The organism is Gemmobacter nectariphilus DSM 15620 (genome assembly GCF_000429765.1).
Taxonomy (GTDB): Bacteria; Pseudomonadota; Alphaproteobacteria; order Rhodobacterales; family Rhodobacteraceae; genus Wagnerdoeblera; species Wagnerdoeblera nectariphila.
Genome location: NZ_AUCM01000004.1, coordinates 106627 through 128039, shown reverse-complemented (window position 1 = coordinate 128039; position 21413 = coordinate 106627). Strand labels below are relative to the sequence as shown.

Sequence of the window (21413 nt, the reverse complement as noted above, 5' to 3'; positions counted from 1 at the left end):
GAGGATCAGGCGTGCGCATCACCAGCCGGCGTATTCTGGCGATTGCCTTGGGCGGGCTGCTGCTGGTGCTGGCCGTGGGCCATGCCGAACGGCAGGCGCGCGCCAGCTATCTGGCAAAGGCCAAGGCGCGCACCGAAACCGCGCTGGGGCTGACCACCAACGCGCTGGCCGCCTACCTGGCGCGCTATGAGGTGACCCCCCAGCTTCTGGCCGATTTTGAGGCGGTGCGCCTGTTGGTCACCTTTCCTGCCGATCCGGTGCGCCGCGCGGCGATCAACCGCCTGCTCGAGGATCGCAATTCCGTCATCGGCTCGTCGGATATCTACATCATGCAGATGAACGGCGAGACCATCGCCGCCTCGAACCACGCGCGGCCAGACAGTTTCATCGGACAGACCTTCAGCTATCGGCCGTATTTCTTCGATGCGGCCGCAGGCAAGGCGGCGCGGTTCTATGCGCTTGGCACCACATCGGGGGTGCGCGGCTATTACTTCTCGGCCCCCGTGCGCGACCTCGCGGGCCGGATCGCCGGGGTGATCGCGGTCAAGGTCGGGGTCGATGCGCCCGAGGCGGCGTGGCGGGGCAGCGAATTTCGCATCTTCGTCACCGACCCCGAAGGCATCGTCTTCCTGTCGTCCGAACCCGAATGGCTCTATGGGTCGATCCAGCCACTGACGACCGAGCGGCTGGCCCGCACCGCCGCCTCGCGCCGCTATTCCGATGCGGCGCTGCGCGAGTTGTCGGTCAGCACCTCGACCTCGGCAGGGGTGCCGCTGATGCGGATGATCGCGAATGGCGCCGCGCATGACCATGTGGCAACCGCGCAGGTCATGCCCTCGGCCGGCTGGACGGTGCATGTGCTGCTGGACAGTGCCGGGGCGCTGACCGAGGCGCGCATCGCCACCGCCGGGGTGGCGCTGGCGCTGTGCCTGATCGGGGCGGCAGGGCTGGTGGTGGTGCAGCGCCGCGCGCGGGTGGCGGAACGGCTGGCCTTCGCCGCCCAGGCCAAGGCCGATCTTGAACGCCGCGTGGCCGAACGCACCGCCGATCTGGCCCGCGTCAACGCCCATCTGGAACAGGAGGTGGCCGAGCGCAAGGCGACCGAGGCCGAGCTGCGCGCGGCTCAGGCCAATCTGGTGCGGGTCGGCAAGCTGGCCGCGCTTGGCCAGATGTCGGCGGCCCTGAGCCATGAAATCAACCAGCCGCTGGCGGCCGCGCGCAACTATGCCGACAGCGCCGCGATCCTGCTGGACCGGGGCGATCTGGCGCGGGCGCGGGAAAACATCGGGCTGATCCTGTCGCTGATCGACCGGATCGGCGCCATCGGCCGCCATCTGCGCAACGCGGCGCGCAAGCCGAACCAGCGGCTCTCGCCCATCGCCCTGCCCGCCCTGCTGGAGGAAACGCAGGTCATCGTGGCTGGCCGTCTGGCGGCGGCCGATGCGGTGCTGGAGCTGGACCTGCCGCCCGACCTGCCCCCGGTGATGGCCGGGGCCACGCGGTTGCAACAGGTGCTGGTCAACCTTGTGACCAATGCGGCCGATGCCATCGAAGGGCTGACTGATCGCCGCATCACCCTGTCGGCGCGGGCCAGCGGGGACCGCGTGACGATCCGCGTGCGCGATCGCGGGCCGGGCGTCGCACCTGCCATAGCCGAGCGCATCTTTGATCCGTTCTTCACCACCAAGGGGGTGGGACTGGGCCTTGGCCTGTCGATTTCCTATAATATCGTCAAGGACTTCGGCGGCGAGATCACCTTGCGTGCCGCGGACCCCGGCGCCGAATTCACCGTCACCCTGCCCGCCGCCCTTCCTGCCGAGGCCGCCGCATGAGCCGGATCCTGCTGGTCGATGACGATGCCGGGATGCGCCATTCCACCGCCCAGGCACTGGAGCTTGCAGGCTTTGCGGTCGAACCCCTGCCCTCGGCCGAAGAGGCGCTGGCCCTGGCAGGCCCCGGGTTCAACGGCGTCGTGGTCAGCGACATACGAATGCCGGGGATGGACGGCATGACCTTGCTGGCCCGCCTGCATGAGACCGACCCCGAGATCCCGGTGATCCTGGTCACGGGCCACGCCGAGGTGCAGCTGGCCGTCGAGGCCATGCGGCGGGGCGCCTATGACTTCATCGAAAAGCCCTTTGTGGTGCAGGACCTTGCCACCGTCTTGCGCCGCGCCGCCGATCACCGGGCGCTGGTGATCGAGAACCGCCGCTTGCGCGCCGTCGCCGGTAAGCGCGACGATGTCGAGGCCCGCCTTCCCGGCCGCACGCAGGTGATGGTCGATCTGCGCTATCGGCTGCGGGCAATCGGGGCCTCCGATGCCGATACGCTGATCATCGGCCCGACCGGCGCCGGCAAAGAGGTGGTCGCCCGCACCCTGCATGACATTTCCGCCCGCGCCGGTCGCCCCTTCATCGCCATCAACTGCGCTGCCCTGCCCGAGGCGCTGATAGAAAGCGAACTTTTCGGGCACGAAGCCGGGGCATTTCCAGGCGCCCTGCGGCCGCGATTTGGCAAATTCGAACATGCGCGCGGCGGGACGGTGCTCTTGGACGAAATCGGCTCGATGCCCATCGAGTTGCAGGCGAAACTGCTGCGGGTGCTTCAGGAACGGGTGATCACCCGGCTAGGCTCGAACGAGCCGGTGCCGCTGGACGTGCGCTTCATCGCCACCAGCAAGACCGATCTGGCCGCCGCCGTCGCCCGTGGCACCTTCCGCGAGGATCTTTACTGGCGGCTCAATGTGGCCGTGCTGCGCGTGCCCCCGCTCTCGGCGCGGCGCGAGGATATTCCGCTGCTGTTCCTGCAACTGGTGCGCGAATCCGCCGCCCGCCACGGCCTTGCCGAGCGCGACCTGCCGCCCGCGCGGCTGTCGGCGCTGGCCGCCCGCGACTGGCCCGGCAATGCGCGCGAGCTGCGCAATCAGGCGGAACGCTTCGTGCTGAACCTTGACCCGCTGGACGCGGCCGATCTGCCGGGCGGCGCACGGCTGGCCGACCGCATGGCCGATTATGAACGCAGCCTGATCGCCGGTGCCATCGCCGCGCATGGCGGGCGGCTGAGGGCGGTCTACGAGTCGCTCGGGATCTCGCGCAAGACGCTGTATGAAAAGATGCAGCGCCACGGGCTGGACCGGCGGCTGATCGTTCTGCCGGCCGACACTGGCGAGGACAGCGACTGAATGGGTGGATTTCCACCCATCCCGCAGCCCGGCTGTCACCGCTTCCACCCATTTTCGCCCCTTGGGCCCGGAAATCCGGCGCGACCCGCACGCATGGCATTTGCGTGACGGCCCTGCCCCTTGCCACCTTGCCGCCAGCAGATGCCGGAAGAGGAGCCGGCACCGCGTCATCACCCCAGGGAGGAACCATGGCCTTGTCGAAACTGCTCGGCGCGCTTGCCGCCGCAACCGTCCTGTCGTCCGCCGCCTTTGCCGCCGGCTATCCCGAACGCCAGATCACCATGGTCGTGCCCTTCTCGGCCGGTGGCCCGACCGATACCGTGGCCCGGCTTGTCGCGGAAAAGATGTCGGCCGATCTGGGGCAGCAGGTCATCATTGAAAACGTGGGCGGCGCGGGTGGCACGCTGGGCGCGGGCCGCGTCGCCAAGGCCGAGCCCGATGGCTATACGGTGCTTTTGCATCATATCGGCATGGCCACATCCGCCACGCTATACCGCAAGCTGGCCTATGACACGCTGAACGCCTTTGAATATGTCGGCCTTGTCACCGAAGTGCCGATGGTCATGGTCGCGAAAAAGGATTTCCCCGCCGCCGACTTCAAGGCCTTTGCCGAGTATGTGAAGGCCAATCCCGACAAGGTCACCATGGCCAATGCCGGCATCGGCGCCGCCAGCCACCTGTGCGGCATGCTGTTCCAGTCGGCCATCCAGACCCAGTTCGTGACCGTCCCCTACAAGGGCACCGGCCCGGCGATGACCGACCTTCTGGGCGGGCAGGTCGATTTCATGTGCGACCAGACCACCAACACGACAAGCCAGATCAAGGGCGGCACGATCAAGGCCTATGCCTCGACCACGCCCGAACGGCTGGCGATCTTCCCCGACCTGCCGACCGCCACCGAATCCGGCGTGCCGGCGCTGAACGTGTCGATCTGGCACGGCATCTACGCCCCCAAGGGCACCCCGGCCGAGGCGACAGAACGGCTGTCCAAGGCGCTGCAGGTCGCGCTGGCCGATCCGGGCATTGCCAAGGCGATGGGCGATCTGGGCACCGCGCCTTCGGCTGCGGCCGATGCGACCCCCGCGGCGCTGAAAGCCAAGCTGGAATCCGAAGTCGCCAAGTGGAAACCGGTGATCGAGGCCGCAGGCGTCTACGCCGACTGATCCTGCCTGCCCCCGGCGATCCGCCGGGGGCACACCGCTGCTGGAGCCGCGAATGCCTGCACGCCTTTCCGATACGGTCGATGTGACGACCGGCGCCGCCCTGATGCTGGTCGCCGCGTTCTTCGGCTGGCAGACCCTTGATCTTGACACCGGCACCGCGCTGCGGATGGGGCCGGGATATTTTCCCGCCGTCCTGTCCGGCCTGCTGTTCCTGCTGGGTGCGATCATCCTGGCCAAGGGGCTGATCGGCCCTGCCCATGTCGGCTTTGGCCGCCTGGCCTGGCGGGGGATGCTGTTCATCCTGCCGGCGCCGGTGATTTTTGGCCTGACGGTGCGCGGGCTTGGCTTTGTCCCGGCGCTGTTCCTGGCCGCGCTGATCGCCGCCCAGGCCTCGGTGCGGATGAAGCCGGTGCCCTCGGTCATCCTGGCCCTGGCGGTCACGCTGTTTTCCACGCTGATCTTCAGCTATGCGCTTGGCCTGCCGTTCCAGCGCTTCGGCCCCTGGCTGCGGTTCTAGGGGCGCATGATGGATCTGTTTTCCAACCTCGCCCTTGGCTTTTCGGTGGCCTCGTCGCTGGCCAACCTTGCCTTTTGTCTGATCGGCGTCCTCTTGGGCACGCTGATCGGCGTTCTGCCGGGGATCGGCGCCACGGCCACCATCGCCATGCTGCTGCCGATCACCTTCCAGCTGGAACCTGTCAGCTCGCTCATCATGCTGGCGGGAATCTATTACGGCGCGCAATATGGCGGATCGACCACGGCGATCCTGATCAACATGCCGGGCGAGAGCTCGTCTGCCGTGACCGCGATCGATGGCTACCAGATGGCGCGCAAGGGCAAGGCCGGGGTCGCGCTGGCCTGCGCGGCGCTGGGGTCGTTCTTTGCCGGGTCGGTTTCAACCTTCCTGGTCGCGCTGTTCGCCCCGCCGCTGACCGCCATCGCGCTGCAATTCGGCGCGGCGGAATATTTCAGCCTGATGGTGCTGGGGCTGGTCATGTCCATCGCGCTCGCCCATGGCTCGATCCTCAAGGCGCTGGCCATGGTGGTGCTGGGTCTGCTGCTGGGCATGGTTGGCACCGACATCTACACTGGCACCCCCCGTTTCACGATGGGGATCACCGAATATGCCGACGGGCTGAACTTTGTCGCGCTGGCGGTCGGCGTCTTCGGCATCGCAGAAATCCTGCGCAACCTCGAGGACGAACACGCGCGCGAGGTGCTGACCCGCCAGGTCGGCCGCCTGTGGCCCACGATGGCGGAATTTCGCGCCATGGCCGGCCCGGTGCTGCGCGGCACCGGCATCGGCTCGGTGCTGGGCATCCTGCCGGGTGGCGGCGCGGTGCTGGCGGCCTTTGCCAGCTACACGGTGGAAAAGCGCGTCTCGAAAAACCCCGCCGAATTCGGCCATGGTGCCATTGCCGGGGTCGCCGGGCCGGAATCGGCCAACAATGCCGGGGCGCAGACCAGCTTCATCCCGCTGCTGACACTGGGGATCCCGGCCAATCCGGTGATGGCGCTGATGATCGGCGCCATGATCATCCAGGGCATCGTGCCGGGCCCGAATGTCGCCGCCGAACAGCCGGCGCTGTTCTGGGGCATCATCGCCAGCATGTGGATCGGCAACCTGATGCTGGTGGTGCTGAACCTGCCGCTGATCGGGCTGTGGGTGCGGCTGCTGACGGTGCCCTATTTCATCCTGTTCCCGATCATCATGGCGATGTGTTCCATCGGGGTCTATTCGGTGGCCTCGAACACCTATGACCTCTACGCCGTCGCCTTCTTTGGCCTTCTGGGCTACGGCATGTCCAAGCTGCGCTGCGAACCGGCGCCGCTGCTGCTCGGCTTCGTGCTTGGCCCGATGCTCGAGGAAAACCTGCGCCGCGCCATGATCCTGGCGCGCGGCGATGCCACCACCTTTGTCACCCGTCCGATCAGCCTGACGCTTTTGCTGCTGGCGGTTGTCGTGCTGGTGGCGGTGCTGCTGCCCACGATCCGCAAGGGCCGCGACGAAGTCTTCACCGAGGGCGACTGAAGATCGCCCCGGCAGGGAGGGGGCAAGGGGCGGTCCTGCGCGGCCGCCCCTTCGCAGTCTGCAACGCCGATTGCAGATCGCAAAGAACCCGCCTTTGCATCCCGCGAAACCGCACCCTTCATCTGTCCCCAAATATCCCGGGGGAGTCGCGGAACGCGACGGGGGCTGGCCCCCATCCTCCGCTACATGGTCTTGGGCCGCTCGATGATGGGCATGTCGTCATGTGCCGTCACCGCCCGCCGCTCGATCATGCGGTGAACATGCGGACGCTCGGGCCCGCGGTGCAGCGCCAGCAGCCGGTCATAGTTCCCGGCATCTGCCCGCGTGCGGCGCTGGTTGTGGCGAATGTAATCCGTCCAGGTCGGCACATGATAGCATTCGATCCAGATGTCGGGGTTTTCCAGATCGCGCATCAGCGACCAGTCCCGCGCCCCGTCGCGCAGCCGCACCTTGCGCCGCTCGACCATCTCGGACAGGAAGGCTTCGGTGTTTTCCGGCGCGATGTCCCAGTCCACCATGATGGTGATCGGCCCCGACCGCGCCTTGAGGTTCAGCCGCAGCGCCGGTTCGTGGAACCTGTTCGCGGGGTCCAGATCGACCTCGGAAAAATCGGGCATCCGCAAGACCCGCCCCAACGCGGCCCCGACCAGCATCAGCACCGAGGCGCACAGCAGCGCAGGCACCGTGCCCCAGACCTCGGACAAGCCGCCCCAGACCCAGCTGCCCAGCGCCATCCCGCCAAAGGTCGAGGTCTGATAGATCGCCAGCACCCGCCCCACCACCCAGCGCGGCGTGGCCAGCTGGGTCGAGACGTTGAACAGCGACAGCGCCGAAACCCAGGCCGACCCGGCGATCAGCAGCCCGACCAGCGCCAGCGCCATGTGGATCGACAGCGCCACCATGACCGTGCCCGCTGCAAAGGCGACGAAGGACCCTGCGACAATCGCCTCGATCCCAAGCCGGCGCCGCAACCAGGGGCTGGCCAGCGCCCCGCCGATCGCCCCCAGGCCAAAGGCCCCCAGCAGCAGGCCATAGGTCGTCGCGCTGCCGCGCAGCAGATCGCGCGTCACCACCGGCAACAGTGCCAGCAGCACAACAGCGGCCACCCCGAACACAAAGCCCCGCGCCATGATCCGCATCAGGTTGGGCGAGAGCAGCACATAGCGCACGCCCACCCCGATCGCGCTGCCCAGCCGCTCGGCCGGCAGGCGGCCTTCTTCGGCCGGGCTGCGCCAGCGCGCCAGCGCATAGATCAGCGCCATATAACTGACGGCATTCAGCGCGAACGCCGCCTCGGGCCCCGCCCAGGCGACCAGCAGCCCGCCAGCGGCCGGCCCGATCGACCGCATCAGGTTGAAGCTCATGGAATTCAGCGTCACCGCTGCCGCCAGATCCTCGCGCGGGACCAGATCGCGCACCGAGGCCTGCCACGATGGCAGATGCATCGCCGAGCCCAGCCCCAGAAGGAAGGTGAAGATCAGCAGGCTCCAGGGCTGAAGCCAGCCTTGCCAGGCCGCAAAGGCCAGCAGCGCCGAGACCATCGCCATGAACCCTTGCGAGGCCAGCATCACCCGCCGGCGGTCCATGTTGTCGGCCAGCGCCCCCGCCGGCATCGCCAGAAGCATGATCGGCAGCGTGGTCGAGGCCTGCACCAGCGCAACCATGTCATGCGAGGGCGTCAGCTCGGCCATCATCCAGCCCGCGCCCACGCCTTGCACCAGAGATCCCAGGTTGGACACCAGGGTCGCCAGCCAGATCAGCTTGAAATACGGATGCTTGAGCGGCGAGAACGGCGATTGCGACTGTGACGATGGTGACATGTTCAAAGGCGATTCTGGTAAAAGAACCGCACAGGCATAAGGGTTTCGCTGTCCGGCAAGATGGCTCGACCTCCCAGAGCGCCGGCCGCCCGGAACGCGCCCGCCGCCCTGTCAAGGTGAACCTTGTCGCAGGCAGGGTCAATGGCCCGCGCGCCGCCCGCCCCCTCATCTGTCCGCAAATATCCCGGGGGGCAGGCCCGCCGCCGACGCCCCGCTCGACCGTGACAGGGGGGCAGCGCCCCCCTTGCGCCGTTGACCCCATCGCCGCCCGCCGTTATGCCGGGGCAGCCCAGCCGCAAGGAGCCAGCCTTGGCCGTCCATCTTTATCAGACCGATCTGCCCGACGGGCTTGACCTTGGCCCCGTCGTCGCCATCGACACCGAAACGATGGGCCTTGACCCGCGGCGTGACCGGCTGTGCCTGGTGCAGCTGTCGTCCGGCGATGGCAATGCGCATCTTGTGCAGATTGCCCGCGGCCAGACGCGGGCGCCCAACCTGGAACGGCTGCTGACCGATCCGGCGGTGCTCAAGCTGTTCCATTTCGGCCGCTTTGACATTGCCGCGATGAAACAGGCCTTTGGCGTGACCACCGCGCCGGTCTGGTGCACCAAGATCGCCTCGAAGCTGATCCGCACCTATACCGACCGTCACGGGCTGAAATACCTGCTGAACGATCTGGTCGGCGTTGACATCTCGAAGCAGCAACAGACCTCGGACTGGGGTTCGGTGACGCTGAGCGATGCGCAGAAGGACTATGCGGCTTCGGATGTCCTGTATCTGCACCGGCTCAAGGCCGAGCTCGAATCGCGCCTGATCCGCGAGGGGCGGCTGGAACTGGCCGAGCGGCTGTTCGCCTTCCTGCCGACGCGGGCGGAACTGGACCTGCTGGGCTGGGACGACACCACCGATATTTTCCGGCACTAGGATCGGACCATGCTGGGGGACAATGCGCATTCCCGGCTGGTCGGCACGCTCAAGGTGGCGCTGCCTCTGGCGGCGCTTGTGCTGTTGTCGCTGCTGTTCCTGCTCTCGCGCGGGCGCGATCCCGATGCGGCGCTGCCCTATGCGCAGGTCGACATCGACGAGCTGCTGCGCGAGCCGCGGCTGACCGCCCCCACCTATAGCGGCGTGACGCGCGAGGGGGACGAGGTGATCTTTTCCGCCGAGACCGCCTATCCCGGCGCCCCCGATGGCAGCGGCGCGCGCGCGCTGGGGCCGCTCTTGCGACTTGTCTCGCCCGCAGGCGGCGAGACCCGCGCCAAGGCGCAGGAGGCGCGGATCGACCCGGCCGCGCAGGAACTGGTCCTGAGCGGCGATGTCGTCGTCAACACCCCGGACGGCTACACGGTCGACAGCGGCGAGGTGCGGATGTCACTTGACCGCAGCCGTCTTGAAAGCCCGGGCGCCGTGACGGCCGAAGGGCCGCAGGGCCGGATCGAGGCCGGGGGCTTCACACTCGCGCGGGGCGATCAGGCCGGGCAGGAGGTTCTGGTTTTCAACGGTGGCGTCAAGCTGCTATACCAGCCAGCGACGGCCGCGCCGCCCCCTGCACCGTGAGACATTTGAAATGACCCTTCGCCTGTCCTTTCTGACCGCCGTTGCCCTTGTCGCGCAACTTGCCATGGCCGGGGCTCAGGGACTGGCCGTCGGGTTCGGCGGACTGCGCCAGGACACTGGCGCCCCGGTCGAGGTGACGGCGGACGCGCTCAAGGTTGACAATGCCACCGGACAGGCGGTGTTCACCGGCAATGTGCTGGTCGTGCAGGGCGCCATGCGGCTGTCTGCCGGCAGCGTGACCGTGGAATATGGCGACAATGGCCAGGGCATCCGCCGTCTTGTCGCCACCGGCGGCGTCACGCTGGCCACCAGCGCCGAGGCTGCGGAATCGCGCGAGGCCACCTATGAGGTCGCCAGCGGCGCGCTGGTGATGACCGGATCGGTGCTGCTGACCCAGGGCCCCTCGACCATCGCGGGCGAGCGGCTGGTCGCCGATCTGCGCGCCGGCACCGGCGAGATGCAGGGCCGGGTGAAGACGGTGTTCCAGCCCGGGGCGAAAGGCGGCAACTGATGGCAGAGGCCGGAACAGCACACCGCCCCGACCTGTCGGTGGCCGAAGGCGGCGCAGGCCTGCGCGTGACGGGGCTGCGCAAAAGCTACAAGCGCCGCCCGGTGCTGCGCGATGTCAACCTGGAACTGGGCCGGGGCGAGGTGGTGGCCCTGCTGGGCCCCAACGGGTCGGGCAAGACCACCTGCTTTTATGCCATCGCCGGTCTGATCACGCCCGAAGGCGGGCAGGTCATCCTGGATGGGCGCGACGTGACCAACCTGCCGATGTATCGCCGCGCCCGGCTGGGCCTTGGCTATCTGCCGCAGGAAGTGTCGATCTTTCGCGGCCTGTCGGTCGAGGACAACATCATGGCGGTGCTGGAAATCACCGAGCCCGACCGCCACCACCGCCGCGAGCGGCTGGAAGAGCTGCTGAGCGAATTTTCCATCACCCATCTGCGCCGGGCCCCTGCCCTGTCGCTGTCGGGGGGCGAACGGCGGCGGGTCGAGATTGCCCGCTGCCTGGCCGCCAGCCCGAAATATGTGCTGCTGGATGAACCCTTTGCCGGGGTCGATCCAATCTCGGTCGGGGATATCCGGCATCTGGTGCACGATCTGAAGGATCGGGGCATCGGGGTGCTGATCACCGACCACAACGTCCGCGAGACGCTGGAGATCGTCGACCGCGCCTATATCTTGCACGATGGCAAGGTGCTGATGTCGGGCACCGCCGACGAGGTGGTCCGCGACGAGAACGTGCGCCGCGTCTACCTGGGCCAGAGTTTCCGGGTTTCCTAGGCGCCGCTTCGCATCACATGCGATTGTCATCACGCCGCAGTTGACAACTGCCGGGATCGTGGCGCCAAATACCCGAGATGCGTGCAATTCGAACCAGCCACCGGACCACGTTCACAGACCCGCTGCGCAGCCCCGCAGGCAGGCTTCCGGAACGGCTGGCCCCGATCCCAGACGACCACCGGCCGGATCCCCTGCACAATGCAGGCCCCATCCGGCCATCCCGCACGAAGGAGGCGACATGCGGTACCAGATCAGCGGCAGGCAAATCGACATTGGCGAGGCCTTGCAAACCCATGTGAAGGCGGAACTGGGCGAAACGGTCGAGAAATACGCCCAACGCCCGACCGAGGCAGTCGTCGTGTTCTCGCGCAATGCGTATGAAATGGTGTGCGAAGCCACCATCCACCTTTCGACCGGGCTGACGGTGCAGGCCAAGGGGCATGCCCCGGAAATCTATGCCGCTTTCGAAAGCTGCCGCGAGCGGCTGGACAAGCAGATGCGCCGCCACAAGCGCCGCCTGCGCGACCACCACGCGCGCCGGTCGGAGCCTGTTGAATTCGGCGCGGGCGCCGCGTATATCCTCGCCGCGACCGAGGAGCCGGAAGAATCGTCAGAATCCGACGACATGCTTCAGCCCATCGTGATCGCCGAGATGGAAACCCGGGTTCCCGAGGTTTCGGTCGGCGAGGCGGTGATGCAGCTGGAACTGTCGGGTCAGAAACTTCTGGTGTTCCGCAACGAAGGGCATGGCGGGGTGAACGTGGTCTATCGCCGCGAAGACGGCAACATCGGCTGGATCGACCCCCGCAACAGCAAGTAACGGCGGCGGGCGCGCCCTTTGTGGCGCGCCTTTGCCCCCCGACAATCGGAACGATATGGACATCGCTAAAATCCTAAAGCCCGAAGCCGTGCGCGTGCTGGCCGGCATGACCAGCAAGAAGCGACTTTTTCAGGATCTTGGCGACATGGCCGCGTCGGTCTATGGCCTGAGCCCTGCGGTTGCCGTCGATGGCCTGTTGGAACGCGAAAGCCTGGGGCCGACCGGCGTTGGCCATGGCATCGCCCTGCCTCACGCCCGGCTTGAAGGTCTGGAACAGATCGTTGGTGTCTTTGTGCGGCTGGAAAAGCCGATGGACTTCGACAGCGTCGACCGTCAGCCGGTCGATCTGATCTTCACGCTGTTCGCCCCCAAGGACAGCGGGGTCGAGCATCTGAAGGCGCTGGCGCTGATCTCGCGCACCATGCGCGATCCGGGCGTGTGCGCCAAGCTGCGCGCCAATGGGCAGTCCGGCACGCTGTATGCCATTCTGACCGAGGCCCGCCCCAAGGCCGCCGCCTGAGGCAGCCGCGTGACTGGCCTAGAGCCAGTCGCGCAGGATGGGGATCAGCGGGATGTCGGCCGGCGGCATCGGATAGTCGGCCAGACGGTCGGGCCGCACCCATTTCAGCCCCTGCCCTTCGCGCGGCGTGACCGTGCCCTGCCAGCGGCGGCAGGCGAACAGCGGCATCAGCAGGTGGAAATCGTCATAGCTGTGGCTGGCAAAGGTCAGCGGCGCGAGGCAGCTGGCCCAGGTGTCGATGCCCAGCTCTTCGTGCAGCTCGCGGATCAGGGCGGATTCGGGCGTCTCGCCGGGTTCGACCTTGCCGCCGGGAAATTCCCACAGGCCGGCCAGCGATTTGCCTTCGGGGCGCTGAGCCAGCAGCACGCGGCCATCCGGGTCGATCAGGGCAACGGCGGTGACAAGGACAAGCTTCATGGTCGGCGCTCCGGTTGGCGGCCGGAGAACCGGGGGCTTCGCGCCCCCGGACCCCCGCGGGATATTTGGGGACAGATGAAAGGGGCGCGCCCGCCCCGTTTCAGGAGCGGTAATCGGCGTTGATGTCGATGTAGCGATGCGTCAGATCGCAGGTCCAGACGGTGCGCGCCGCGCTGCCAAGGCCCAGATCGACCGAGATCACCAAGTCCTGGTTCTTCATGTAGGCCGAGGTGGCCTCTTCGGAATAGTCCGGGTTGCGCCAGCCCTTTTCGGCCACACGGATATCGCCAAAGCTGATCGACAGCAGGTCGCGGTCGGCGCGCGCCCCCGATTTGCCGACGGCGGCAACGATCCGCCCCCAGTTCGCATCCTCGCCAGCGATGGCGGTTTTCACCAGCGGCGAATTGGCGATGGACATGGCGACCTTGTGGGCATCGGCCGCGTCAGCGGCGCCGGTCACGCGGATTTCGACGAATTTCGTCGCCCCCTCGCCATCCTTGACCACCTGCTGGGCCAGATCCATCATCACGCCGCGCAGGGCCATTTCAAAGTCCCGGGCGGTCTTGCTGCGCAGATCCTTGATCTCGGCGGCAGGGCTGGCGCCGGTGGCGGCAACGATCAGCGCGTCCGAGGTCGAGGTATCGCTGTCGACCGTGATGCAGTTGAACGTGTCGTCCACCTGGCGGCTGACCATCTTTTGCAGCACGGCCGGGGCGATTTTGGCATCGGTGAAGATGTAGACCAGCATCGTCGCCATGTCGGGCGCGATCATGCCCGAGCCCTTGGCGATCCCGGCGATGCGGATCGCGCCGCCTTCGCCCTGAACCTCGGCCGCGGCACCCTTGGCGAAGGTGTCGGTGGTCATGATGGCGCGGGCAGCGCCGGCGATGCCGTCGGGCGCAAGGCCTGCGACCAGATCGTCCAGCGCGGCGGCGATGCGCTCATGCGGCAGCGGCTCGCCGATCACGCCGGTGGACGAGGTGAAGACGCGCTCGGCCGGGATCCCCAGCTTGGCGCCAACCGCCGCGGTCAGCGCATCGACGCTGGCCTGACCTGCGGCGCCCGTAAAGGCATTGGCATTGCCCGAATTGACCAGGATCGCCGCGCCATCGTCCGAGACCTTGCCCGACAGCTTGGCCTGGGCATCCAGCACGCAGGCCGCGCGGGTGGACGAGCGGGTGAAGGCCCCGGCGATCGAGGTTCCGGGCGCAAGGCGCACCAGCATCACATCGGTGCGGCCCTTGTAGCGCACGCCGGCCGCAGCCGCCGCAAACTCGACCCCGTCGATCACCGGCAGGTCGGGAAAGGCCGCCGGTGCCAAGGGCGAGACGGCTGGCGGGGTCTTGACGTTGACCACCGCCGACTCGGCCACCGCGGTCACGGCGGCCGCGGTTTCCCCGGCGGCGGTCTCGACGCGCTTCTTCAGCTTGTCGAGCTTTTTCTTGAGGCCCTTGGCCTTGGCCTTCCAGTCCTTCGCGCCCATGGCGTTACCCTCAGTTGCCGAACAGCGTCGGGGATTTGAGCAGGGCCGGATCGATTCCGTCAACCGTGCGGGTGACGGTGGCCCCGTCGGTCGCGGCCTTGATGCGGGCATCGATCGCGGCCTGTTCCAGCTCGGCCGCCAGTTCGTCGCGCACCTCTTCCAGCTTGGGCGCTTCGGCCGCGCGGGTCTCGTTCAGCTTGACCAGGTGCCAGCCGAACTGGGTTTGCAGCGGGCCGCCGATCTCGCCGGCCTTGAGCGCGACGACCGCATCCTCGAAGGGCTTGACCATCATGCCCAGACCGAACCAGCCCAGCGAGCCACCGCCCGCGGCCGACCCATCGGTCGAATGCTGGCGGGCGAGTTCGGCGAAATCGGCGCCCTTGTCGAGCTCTTCCTTGAGCTTCTTCGCCTCTTCCTCGGTCTTCACCAGGATATGGGCGGCGTTGTATTCCATGCCGGGCGCGGCATTCTTGTATTTGGCGTCATAGGCGGCCTGCAGGGCTTCGTCGCTGACGGCGCCCTTGACGGCATCTTGCAGCACCAGACCGGCCAGATAGCCGCGGCGGTCGTTTTCCAGCGTCAGCTCGTCGCGTTTGGTCACCAGCTTGTCGGCCGCTTGCGACAGAGCCGTCTGCTGGATCACCTGATCGAGCAGGCCGCGGAACAGCACGTCATCGGGCAATTGCTGGTATTGCGCCGGAAGCTGGGCGCGCGCTGCCGCAAGATGGCCAAGGGTGATGTCGGTGCCATTCACCGTGGCGACCACGGTCGACGCATCCTGCGCCATGACCGGCAGCGCCCACGCAGCCCCCAGAACCGCCAGCGCAAAGCCGCCTGCACGAAGTTTCATAAGCATTCCCCCGGATGCCGCCTACCATGGCGGCGTTGACACCTTGCGGGCAGCCCCTTACATCGCGAGGGTCGCGTGGCGGGGATGCCTGCTCCTGTGCGCTGTTCTAGGCAAGCCGGGGGTCGTGGGCAAGCCCGCCTCATACGCACAGCGGATCACGAACGGCGGCGCCGTTCCCAAGGGACGTATACACATGCTCGGTTTCGGAACTCTGGCGCGCAAGGTCTTTGGCACCCCCAACGACCGCAAGGTCAAGTCGGTTCGCCCGCTGATCGCCAGGATCAACGCACTGGAGCCGGAATTCCTGGCGCTGAGCGATGACGGTCTGAAGGAGCGCACCGCGCAACTGAAGGACCGGGTGGCCAAAGGCGAAAGCCTGGATGCGATCCTGCCCGAAGCCTTTGCCAACTGCCGCGAGGCCGCCAAGCGGGCGCTTGGCCTGCGTGCCTTTGACGTGCAGCTGATGGGCGGCATCTTCCTGCATCAGGGCAATATCGCCGAAATGAAGACGGGCGAAGGCAAGACGCTGGTCGCGACCTTTCCGGCCTATCTGAACGCGCTGACCGGCAAGGGCGTGCATGTCGTCACGGTGAACGACTATCTTGCCAAGCGCGACGCCGACTGGATGAGCAAGGTCTATGGCGCGCTGGGGCTGACGACCGGGGTGGTCTATCCCTATCAGCCCGAAGAGGAAAAGCGCGCCGCCTACCGCTGCGACATCACCTATGCGACCAACAACGAGCTGGGCTTTGACTACCTGCGCGACAACATGAAGGGTCGGCTGGAAGAAATGGCGCAGCGCGGCCATTACTTCGCCATCGTCGACGAGGTCGACTCGATCCTGATCGACGAAGCCCGCACCCCGCTGATCATCTCGGGCCCGTCGCAGGACCGCTCGGACCTGTATATCGCCGTCGACAAGCTGATCCCCGGCGTGACCGAGGACCATTTCAAGCTGGATGAAAAACAGCGCAGCGTGACCTTCACCGAGGAAGGCAACGAATACATCGAGCAGGCACTGCTTGCCGCCGGGATCCTGCCCGAGGGCCAGTCGCTTTACGACCCGGAATCGACGACCATCGTGCACCATGTCACGCAGGCCCTGCGCGCGCACAAGCTGTATCATCGGGACCAGCAATACATCGTCCGCGATGGCGAGGTGATGCTGATCGACGAATTCACCGGCCGCATGATGCGCGGGCGCCGGCTGTCGGACGGCCTGCACCAGGCGATCGAGGCCAAGGAAGGCGTGCAGATCCAGCCGGAAAACACCACGCTGGCCAGCGTGACCTTCCAGAACTATTTCCGGCTTTATGAAAAGCTGGCCGGCATGACCGGCACCGCGGCCACCGAGGCCGAGGAATTCATGGAAATCTACAAGCTGGGCGTGGTCGAGGTGCCGACCAACCGCCCGGTGGCGCGCAAGGACGACCATGATGCCGTCTACCGCACCGCGCGCGAGAAATTCGATGCCATCGTCAAGGAAATCCAGAAGGCCCACGAAAAGGGCCAGCCGATCCTTGTGGGCACCACCAGCATCGAGAAATCGGAAATGCTGTCCGAGCTGCTGACCAAGGCCGGCATTCCCCACAACGTTCTGAACGCACGCCAGCACGAGCAAGAGGCGAAGATCGTCGCCGATGCCGGCAAGCTGGGCGCCGTGACCATCGCCACCAACATGGCCGGCCGCGGCACCGACATCAAACTGGGCGGCAACGTCGAGTTCAAGATCATGGAGGCGATTGCCGCCACCCCGGACCGCCACCCCGACGAAATCCGCGCCGAAGTCGAGGCAGGCCATGCCGCCGACGAAGAGGCGGTCAAGGCCGCCGGCGGGCTGTTCGTTCTGGCCACCGAACGCCACGAATCGCGCCGGATCGACAACCAGCTGCGCGGCCGCTCGGGCCGTCAGGGGGATCCGGGCCGCTCGGCGTTCTTCCTGTCGCTGGAAGACGATCTGATGCGGATCTTCGGGTCGGAACGTCTGGACAAGATGCTGACCACGCTGGGCATGAAGGAAGGCGAGGCGATCATTCACCCGTGGGTGAACAAGTCGCTGGAAAAGGCGCAAGCCAAGGTCGAGGCGCGCAACTTCGACATCCGCAAGCAGTTGCTCAAGTTCGATGACGTGATGAACGACCAGCGCAAGGCGATCTTTGGCCAGCGCCTCGACATCATGCGCTCCGAAGATCTGTCGGAAACCGTCGCGGACATGCGCGATCAGGTGATCGAGGATCTGGTCGATCAATACATGCCGCCCAAGGCCTATCCCGACCAGTGGAACACCGAAGGTCTGATCGCCGCCGTTCGCGATAAGCTGACGATGGATCTGCCGATTGCCGCCTGGGCTGCCGAGGAAGGCGTCGATCAGGCCGTGATCCGCGAACGTCTGATCGAGGCCGCCGATGCCATGATGGCCGAAAAGGCCGAGGCTTTCGGCCCCGAGACCATGCGCGACATCGAAAAGCAGATCCTGCTGCAAGGCATTGACGGCAAGTGGCGCGAACATCTGCTGACGCTGGAACATCTGCGGTCTGTCGTGGGCTTCCGCGGCTATGCGCAGCGCGACCCGCTGAACGAATACAAGACCGAGGCTTTCGCGCTGTTCGAATCCCTGCTGCATGGCCTGCGCGCCGACGTGACGCAGCACCTGTCGCGCATCCGTCCGCTGACCGAAGAGGAACGCGCCGAGATGATGCGCCAGATGATGGCGCAACAGCAGATGATGGCCCCCGCCCCGGCCCCGGCCGAGATCGAGGCCCGCCAGCCCGCGCTGGCCGGCTTTGACGAGGCCGACCCGGATACCTGGGGCAACCCCGGCCGCAATGATCCCTGCCCCTGCGGATCGGGCGAGAAGTTCAAGCATTGCCACGGTCGGCTGGCCTGACCGGCCGATTGTTTCCCCACCGCTGCCATGCTGTCGCCGCTTTCCATTGCCAGTTTGCACCCTGTGCCGAAAGGTGATGGAGCGGTCAGATGAAAAAACAACGGATCATCCGTGTGGCAGCGGTTCTGGCGGTCGCCGGGGCAACCGGCTTTGTCATGCAATCCCAGGACAAGGGGCGCCCGCAGCCCGTTGTCGCCGCCGTGATCGCGCCCGAGGCCACGCCCGTGGCCGTCGCAGAGCCGGCCCCGCAACCGGTGCCGGTGGCTGAAGTCACCCCGCCCGTGGTCAGCTCGCCCGCGCCAGAGCCCGCTGCGCTGCCGGCTGTCGCCGAGGCGCCCGCCTGTTCCGACGACATGGCCCTGATCGCCCAGCCGGGCGCCATGCTGGACCTTGGTCTTCTGGCCGCCTGCCGCCCGGATCAGCGGGTCATGCTGCGCCATGGCGGGCTGGTCGTGACGCTGCGCACCTCGTCGGCCGGCACGCTGATCGGGTCTATCCCGGCGCTGACCAATCCTGCCGAAGTCACGCTGGCCTTTGCCGATGGCAGCAGCGTCAGCCAAAGCGTCGCCGTTCCCGATCTTGCACAATTCGATCGTTTCGGGGTGCAATGGATGGCCGAAGATGCCTTCCAGCTACATGCTTTCGAACGCCGGACCGGAACCGAGGCTTTTGGCGACACCACGTCCAAGCCCTCGGCCGAAGGCGGCTTTCTGACGCGCCTTGGCGATGCCACCGCCGACCGCCCGCTGCTGGCCGAGGTCTATACCTTCCCGGCCGGTCTGCGTGCCCTGTCGGGCGATGTGGCGCTGAATGTCGAATCCGCCGTCACCGCCACCACCTGCGGGCGCGAAGTTCTGGGCGAGACGCTGCAACTGACCGGCGGCCGTCTGACCTTGCGCGACCTGACCATCGAGATGCCGGGCTGCGATGCCATCGGCGAGTATGTGGTCTTGCCGAATCCGGTCGCAGCAGAGAAACTTGCCTCCAACTAGGGCAACCCCGGGCAGATCATGCGCGCCATCCTGTGCGCGGCGGCCACGACCGCCGCGCTTTGCTTTTCAACGCTTGCGCAAGCGCAGGACGCGACGCTGACAGCCCGCGATGGTGCGCTGGCGGTGTCCGGGCGGCTGATCAGCTTTGACGGTCTGGTCTATCGGATCGACACCCAGTGGGGCCGTCTGAGCGTCAATGCGGCCGCAGTCGATTGCGAAGGGCCTGGCTGCCCCGACCTTACCCGCTTTGCCCCCCAGCTGCGGATTGCCGCAGAGCCCTGGCTGGCTGATCGCGTCCTTTTGCCGCTGGTCCGCAGCTTTGCCCGGGCCGAGGGGCTGACCCTGACCGAAACGCCCCAGCAGCTGGAGCTGTCGCGCGAAGGCCGGCCTCAGCTGCGCCTCCGTCTGTTGCCCCTTGCTGGCCCCGCAGCCCCGGTGCTGGCCGCCGAGGCCGCGGATGCCGCCCTCTCCACCGAGGGGGCCGTCATCGCCCGCCTGCCCCTGGCGCTGGCCACTTCCCCCGATGCCCCGCCCGGTCCGGTGCCCCTGACCGCCCTGCGCGCACAGCGCGCGCAAGGCGGCGGCTGGGACACCCTGGGCAGCGAGGCACGCCCGCTGGTCTGGCACGCCACACCGGCCGGCAGCGCCCTTGAGCGCAGCGCCGAGGCGGCCCTTGGCCCGGTGGCCGCAGAGATGCGCCGCGCGGCCAGTCCGGCGGCGCTTGCCGCCGCCCTTGGCCGCGATCCCTGGGGCGCCGCGCTGCTGCCCCTGCCGCTGCCGTCAGGGCTGATCGCGCGGGATCTGCGCCAGGATTGCGGCCTGGTGCTTGACCTGTCCGCCCTTGCCGCCGCTGCCGGGGATCACGCGCTGGTGCTGCCTGTCGGCTGGCTGGAAACCGGCCGCCCGCTGCCCCCGGCCGCCCGCGCCTTTGCCGATCATCTGTTCTCACCGGCCGCTCAGGCGACCCTGGCCGCCGAAGGGCTGCCCGCCCCCTCGGCCCTGCTGCGCAAACCCCTGGCCGATCAGGGCATTCGCCTGGCCAATGCCCTGCGCGACGCGAACCCCGAGCTGACCCGGGCCGATCTGCAATCTGCCCTTGCGCTGCTGGACGGCGCCCAGCGGCTGGCCCTGACCTTCCGGTTTGACGATCGCACCGGCACGCTGGACGCCAGCTCTGACAAGGCCCTCCACAGCCTGTCCGACGCCCTCGCCACGGGCAGCGCCGCAGGATATGAGGTGCTGCTGATCGGCTTCACCGACAGCACCGGCCCTGCCGAGCGCAACCTGACCGCCGCCCGAACCCGCGCCGAGGCGGTATCGACCATGCTCGAGGCCATCACCCCTGACCTGCCGCCCGGAACCCGCCTGCGCACCGAAGCCTTGGGCGAGGCCTTCCCGCTGGCCTGCGACGACAGCCTTGCCGGGCGCCAGCTGAACCGGCGGGTCGAGGTCTGGCTGCGCCCCCTGCCCTGACGCGACCGGCCGCGATCCGCTGTCGCGGTCCCGCCCTAAAGATAGCCTTGCGCGCGAAAGCTGGTCTCGCGCGAGCGTCCGACGATGATGTGATCGTGCAGCACCAGCGACAGCGCCTCGGCAGCATCGCGGATGCGGTGGGTCATCACGATATCGGCGTCCGACGGCGTCGGATCCCCCGATGGGTGATTGTGCACCAGAATCAGCGCGCTGGCATCCAGCTCCAGCGCGCGCTTGACCACCTCGCGCGGATAGACCGGCACATGATCGACCGTGCCGCGGGCCTGTTCTTCATCCGCGATCAGCACGTTCTTGCGGTCCAGATACAGCACCCGGAACTGTTCGGTGCTGCGATGCGCCATGGTCGTGTGACAGTAATCCAGCAGCGCGTCCCAGCCCGACAGCACATGCCGGTTCATCACCCGCGCCCGCGCCAGCCGCGCGGCGGCCGCCTCGATCACCTTCAGCTCGCAGATCACCGCCTCGCCCACACCCTCAAGCGCCTCGAGCCGGCTGGCAGGCGCCGTGATCACACCGTTGAAATCATGGAACTCTGCCAGCAGCCGATGGGCCAGCGGCTTGACATCCTGCCGGGGGATGGCCCGAAACAGCACCAGTTCCAGCAATTCATAGTCCGGCAGCGCCGCGGCCCCGCCAGTCATGAACCGCGCCCGCAACCGGGCACGGTGATCCTTGATATAGGACGGCAACCGTGCCCCGCGTTGCAGCGCGGCGCCAGCTGCTTCCTCCGCATCGGAGGCGGTCGAGAAAAGTGGCAAGGGGGCTTCGGCAAAGGCGTGTGTCATGCGCCCCAGAGTGCCGCAAGACAGTGAACAAGGCGTTAACGCACCCGTTCATCTGTCCGGAAATATCCTCGGGAGGGTCAAGGGAGGGCAGACAGCCCTCCCTTGCGGGGGGGTGGCGGGGGGCT

19 protein-coding genes are annotated in these 21413 nt (G+C 67.2%); 14 read left to right on the top strand and 5 right to left on the bottom strand.

Features of this window, described 5'->3' with window-relative positions:
• Positions 1 to 11 precede the first annotated feature (11 nt).
• The 5 genes from G481_RS0103650 to G481_RS0103630 all read left to right on the top strand — a co-directional run bounded on the left by G481_RS0103650 (position 12) and on the right by G481_RS0103630 (position 6376).
• Entirely contained in the window at positions 12 to 1832 is a 1821-nt protein-coding gene (locus tag G481_RS0103650) for a sensor histidine kinase (protein WP_154664516.1), read from the top strand.
• Positions 1829 to 3181: a sigma-54-dependent transcriptional regulator gene (locus G481_RS0103645; RefSeq protein WP_028028804.1), complete on the top strand. Its 1353-nt coding sequence runs from the start codon at positions 1829 to 1831 to the stop codon at positions 3179 to 3181. The genes G481_RS0103650 and G481_RS0103645 overlap by 4 nt, the downstream gene beginning before the upstream one ends.
• 188 nt (positions 3182 to 3369) lie before the next feature.
• Positions 3370 to 4344: a tripartite tricarboxylate transporter substrate-binding protein gene (locus tag G481_RS0103640; RefSeq protein WP_035025041.1), complete on the top strand. Its 975-nt coding sequence runs from the start codon at positions 3370 to 3372 to the stop codon at positions 4342 to 4344.
• Between the two features lie 52 nt (positions 4345 to 4396).
• Entirely contained in the window at positions 4397 to 4861 is a 465-nt protein-coding gene (locus tag G481_RS0103635; protein WP_028028802.1) for a tripartite tricarboxylate transporter TctB family protein, read from the top strand.
• 9 nt (positions 4862 to 4870) lie between these two features.
• Positions 4871 to 6376 (top strand): tripartite tricarboxylate transporter permease, encoded by a 1506-nt coding sequence (locus tag G481_RS0103630; RefSeq protein WP_028028801.1) that lies wholly within the window; start codon positions 4871 to 4873, stop codon positions 6374 to 6376.
• Between the two features lie 182 nt (positions 6377 to 6558).
• Here the strand turns inward: G481_RS0103630 and G481_RS0103625 are convergent, their stop codons facing one another.
• Positions 6559 to 8196 carry an MFS transporter gene (locus G481_RS0103625; RefSeq protein WP_035025118.1) on the bottom strand — a complete coding sequence of 546 codons (1638 nt, stop codon included), beginning with the start codon at positions 8194 to 8196 and terminating at the stop codon, positions 6559 to 6561.
• 276 nt (positions 8197 to 8472) lie between these two features.
• Between G481_RS0103625 and G481_RS0103620 the strand changes: the two genes are divergently transcribed.
• From G481_RS0103620 to G481_RS0103595, 6 genes are all read left to right on the top strand, one after another.
• Positions 8473 to 9120 carry a ribonuclease D gene (locus G481_RS0103620; RefSeq protein ID WP_425402451.1) on the top strand — a complete coding sequence of 216 codons (648 nt, stop codon included), beginning with the start codon at positions 8473 to 8475 and terminating at the stop codon, positions 9118 to 9120.
• Between the two features lie 9 nt (positions 9121 to 9129).
• Entirely contained in the window at positions 9130 to 9753 is a 624-nt protein-coding gene (lptC, locus tag G481_RS0103615; protein ID WP_028028798.1) for an LPS export ABC transporter periplasmic protein LptC, read from the top strand.
• Positions 9754 to 9763: 10 nt separating this feature from the next.
• A complete protein-coding gene (gene lptA / locus G481_RS22740; RefSeq protein ID WP_035025040.1) occupies positions 9764 to 10264 on the top strand; it encodes a lipopolysaccharide transport periplasmic protein LptA in 501 nt (166 codons plus the stop codon).
• Complete coding sequence (gene lptB, locus G481_RS0103605) at positions 10264 to 11040, top strand: LPS export ABC transporter ATP-binding protein (protein WP_035025039.1); 777 nt, start codon at positions 10264 to 10266, stop codon at positions 11038 to 11040. Before lptA ends, lptB begins: the two co-directional genes overlap by 1 nt.
• A gap of 238 nt (positions 11041 to 11278) precedes the next feature.
• Positions 11279 to 11860, top strand: coding sequence for a ribosome hibernation-promoting factor, HPF/YfiA family (gene hpf / locus G481_RS0103600; RefSeq protein WP_028028796.1), 582 nt, complete (start codon positions 11279 to 11281; stop codon positions 11858 to 11860).
• Between the two features lie 55 nt (positions 11861 to 11915).
• On the top strand, positions 11916 to 12380 hold the full coding sequence (locus G481_RS0103595; protein WP_028028795.1) for a PTS sugar transporter subunit IIA: 465 nt from the start codon (positions 11916 to 11918) through the stop codon (positions 12378 to 12380).
• An 18-nt stretch (positions 12381 to 12398) separates the two neighbouring features.
• Here the strand turns inward: G481_RS0103595 and G481_RS0103590 are convergent, their stop codons facing one another.
• The 3 genes from G481_RS0103590 to G481_RS0103580 form a co-directional block, all read right to left on the bottom strand.
• A complete protein-coding gene (locus G481_RS0103590) occupies positions 12399 to 12797 on the bottom strand; it encodes a (deoxy)nucleoside triphosphate pyrophosphohydrolase (RefSeq protein ID WP_028028794.1) in 399 nt (132 codons plus the stop codon).
• A gap of 100 nt (positions 12798 to 12897) precedes the next feature.
• Complete coding sequence (gene argJ, locus G481_RS0103585; protein ID WP_028028793.1) at positions 12898 to 14280, bottom strand: bifunctional glutamate N-acetyltransferase/amino-acid acetyltransferase ArgJ; 1383 nt, start codon at positions 14278 to 14280, stop codon at positions 12898 to 12900.
• 10 nt (positions 14281 to 14290) lie between these two features.
• On the bottom strand, positions 14291 to 15130 hold the full coding sequence (locus tag G481_RS0103580; RefSeq protein WP_028028792.1) for a peptidylprolyl isomerase: 840 nt from the start codon (positions 15128 to 15130) through the stop codon (positions 14291 to 14293).
• 193 nt (positions 15131 to 15323) lie between these two features.
• Here G481_RS0103580 and secA point away from each other — a divergent pair, with 193 nt between their 5' ends.
• The 3 genes from secA (at position 15324) to G481_RS22735 (ending at position 20482) form a co-directional block, all read left to right on the top strand.
• Entirely contained in the window at positions 15324 to 18017 is a 2694-nt protein-coding gene (gene secA, locus G481_RS0103575; RefSeq protein WP_028028791.1) for a preprotein translocase subunit SecA, read from the top strand.
• An 89-nt stretch (positions 18018 to 18106) separates the two neighbouring features.
• On the top strand, positions 18107 to 19009 hold the full coding sequence (locus tag G481_RS0103570) for a hypothetical protein (RefSeq protein WP_028028790.1): 903 nt from the start codon (positions 18107 to 18109) through the stop codon (positions 19007 to 19009).
• Positions 19010 to 19027: 18 nt separating this feature from the next.
• Positions 19028 to 20482 (top strand): OmpA family protein, encoded by a 1455-nt coding sequence (locus tag G481_RS22735; protein ID WP_035025038.1) that lies wholly within the window; start codon positions 19028 to 19030, stop codon positions 20480 to 20482.
• Positions 20483 to 20517: 35 nt separating this feature from the next.
• Here G481_RS22735 and radC read toward each other — a convergent pair whose 3' ends face one another.
• Entirely contained in the window at positions 20518 to 21288 is a 771-nt protein-coding gene (gene radC / locus G481_RS0103560) for a RadC family protein (RefSeq protein ID WP_028028789.1), read from the bottom strand.
• Positions 21289 to 21413 lie beyond the last annotated feature (125 nt).

Bases quoted from the DNA above. Each gene is read 5' to 3' on its own strand.
- G481_RS0103645 (WP_028028804.1), top strand. From the start codon at position 1,829: ATGAGCCGGATCCTGCTGGTCGATGACGATGCCGGGATGCGCCATTCC.
- G481_RS0103640 (WP_035025041.1), top strand. From the start codon at position 3,370: ATGGCCTTGTCGAAACTGCTCGGCGCGCTTGCCGCCGCAACCGTCCTG.
- G481_RS0103635 (WP_028028802.1), top strand. From the start codon at position 4,397: ATGCCTGCACGCCTTTCCGATACGGTCGATGTGACGACCGGCGCCGCC.
- G481_RS0103630 (WP_028028801.1), top strand. From the start codon at position 4,871: ATGGATCTGTTTTCCAACCTCGCCCTTGGCTTTTCGGTGGCCTCGTCG.
- G481_RS0103625 (WP_035025118.1), bottom strand. From the start codon at position 8,196: ATGTCACCATCGTCACAGTCGCAATCGCCGTTCTCGCCGCTCAAGCAT.
- G481_RS0103620 (WP_425402451.1), top strand. From the start codon at position 8,473: ATGCCGGGGCAGCCCAGCCGCAAGGAGCCAGCCTTGGCCGTCCATCTT.
- lptC (WP_028028798.1), top strand. From the start codon at position 9,130: ATGCTGGGGGACAATGCGCATTCCCGGCTGGTCGGCACGCTCAAGGTG.
- lptA (WP_035025040.1), top strand. From the start codon at position 9,764: ATGACCCTTCGCCTGTCCTTTCTGACCGCCGTTGCCCTTGTCGCGCAA.
- lptB (WP_035025039.1), top strand. From the start codon at position 10,264: ATGGCAGAGGCCGGAACAGCACACCGCCCCGACCTGTCGGTGGCCGAA.
- hpf (WP_028028796.1), top strand. From the start codon at position 11,279: ATGCGGTACCAGATCAGCGGCAGGCAAATCGACATTGGCGAGGCCTTG.
- G481_RS0103595 (WP_028028795.1), top strand. From the start codon at position 11,916: ATGGACATCGCTAAAATCCTAAAGCCCGAAGCCGTGCGCGTGCTGGCC.
- G481_RS0103590 (WP_028028794.1), bottom strand. From the start codon at position 12,797: ATGAAGCTTGTCCTTGTCACCGCCGTTGCCCTGATCGACCCGGATGGC.
- argJ (WP_028028793.1), bottom strand. From the start codon at position 14,280: ATGGGCGCGAAGGACTGGAAGGCCAAGGCCAAGGGCCTCAAGAAAAAG.
- G481_RS0103580 (WP_028028792.1), bottom strand. From the start codon at position 15,130: ATGAAACTTCGTGCAGGCGGCTTTGCGCTGGCGGTTCTGGGGGCTGCG.
- secA (WP_028028791.1), top strand. From the start codon at position 15,324: ATGCTCGGTTTCGGAACTCTGGCGCGCAAGGTCTTTGGCACCCCCAAC.
- G481_RS0103570 (WP_028028790.1), top strand. From the start codon at position 18,107: ATGAAAAAACAACGGATCATCCGTGTGGCAGCGGTTCTGGCGGTCGCC.
- G481_RS22735 (WP_035025038.1), top strand. From the start codon at position 19,028: ATGCGCGCCATCCTGTGCGCGGCGGCCACGACCGCCGCGCTTTGCTTT.
- radC (WP_028028789.1), bottom strand. From the start codon at position 21,288: ATGACACACGCCTTTGCCGAAGCCCCCTTGCCACTTTTCTCGACCGCC.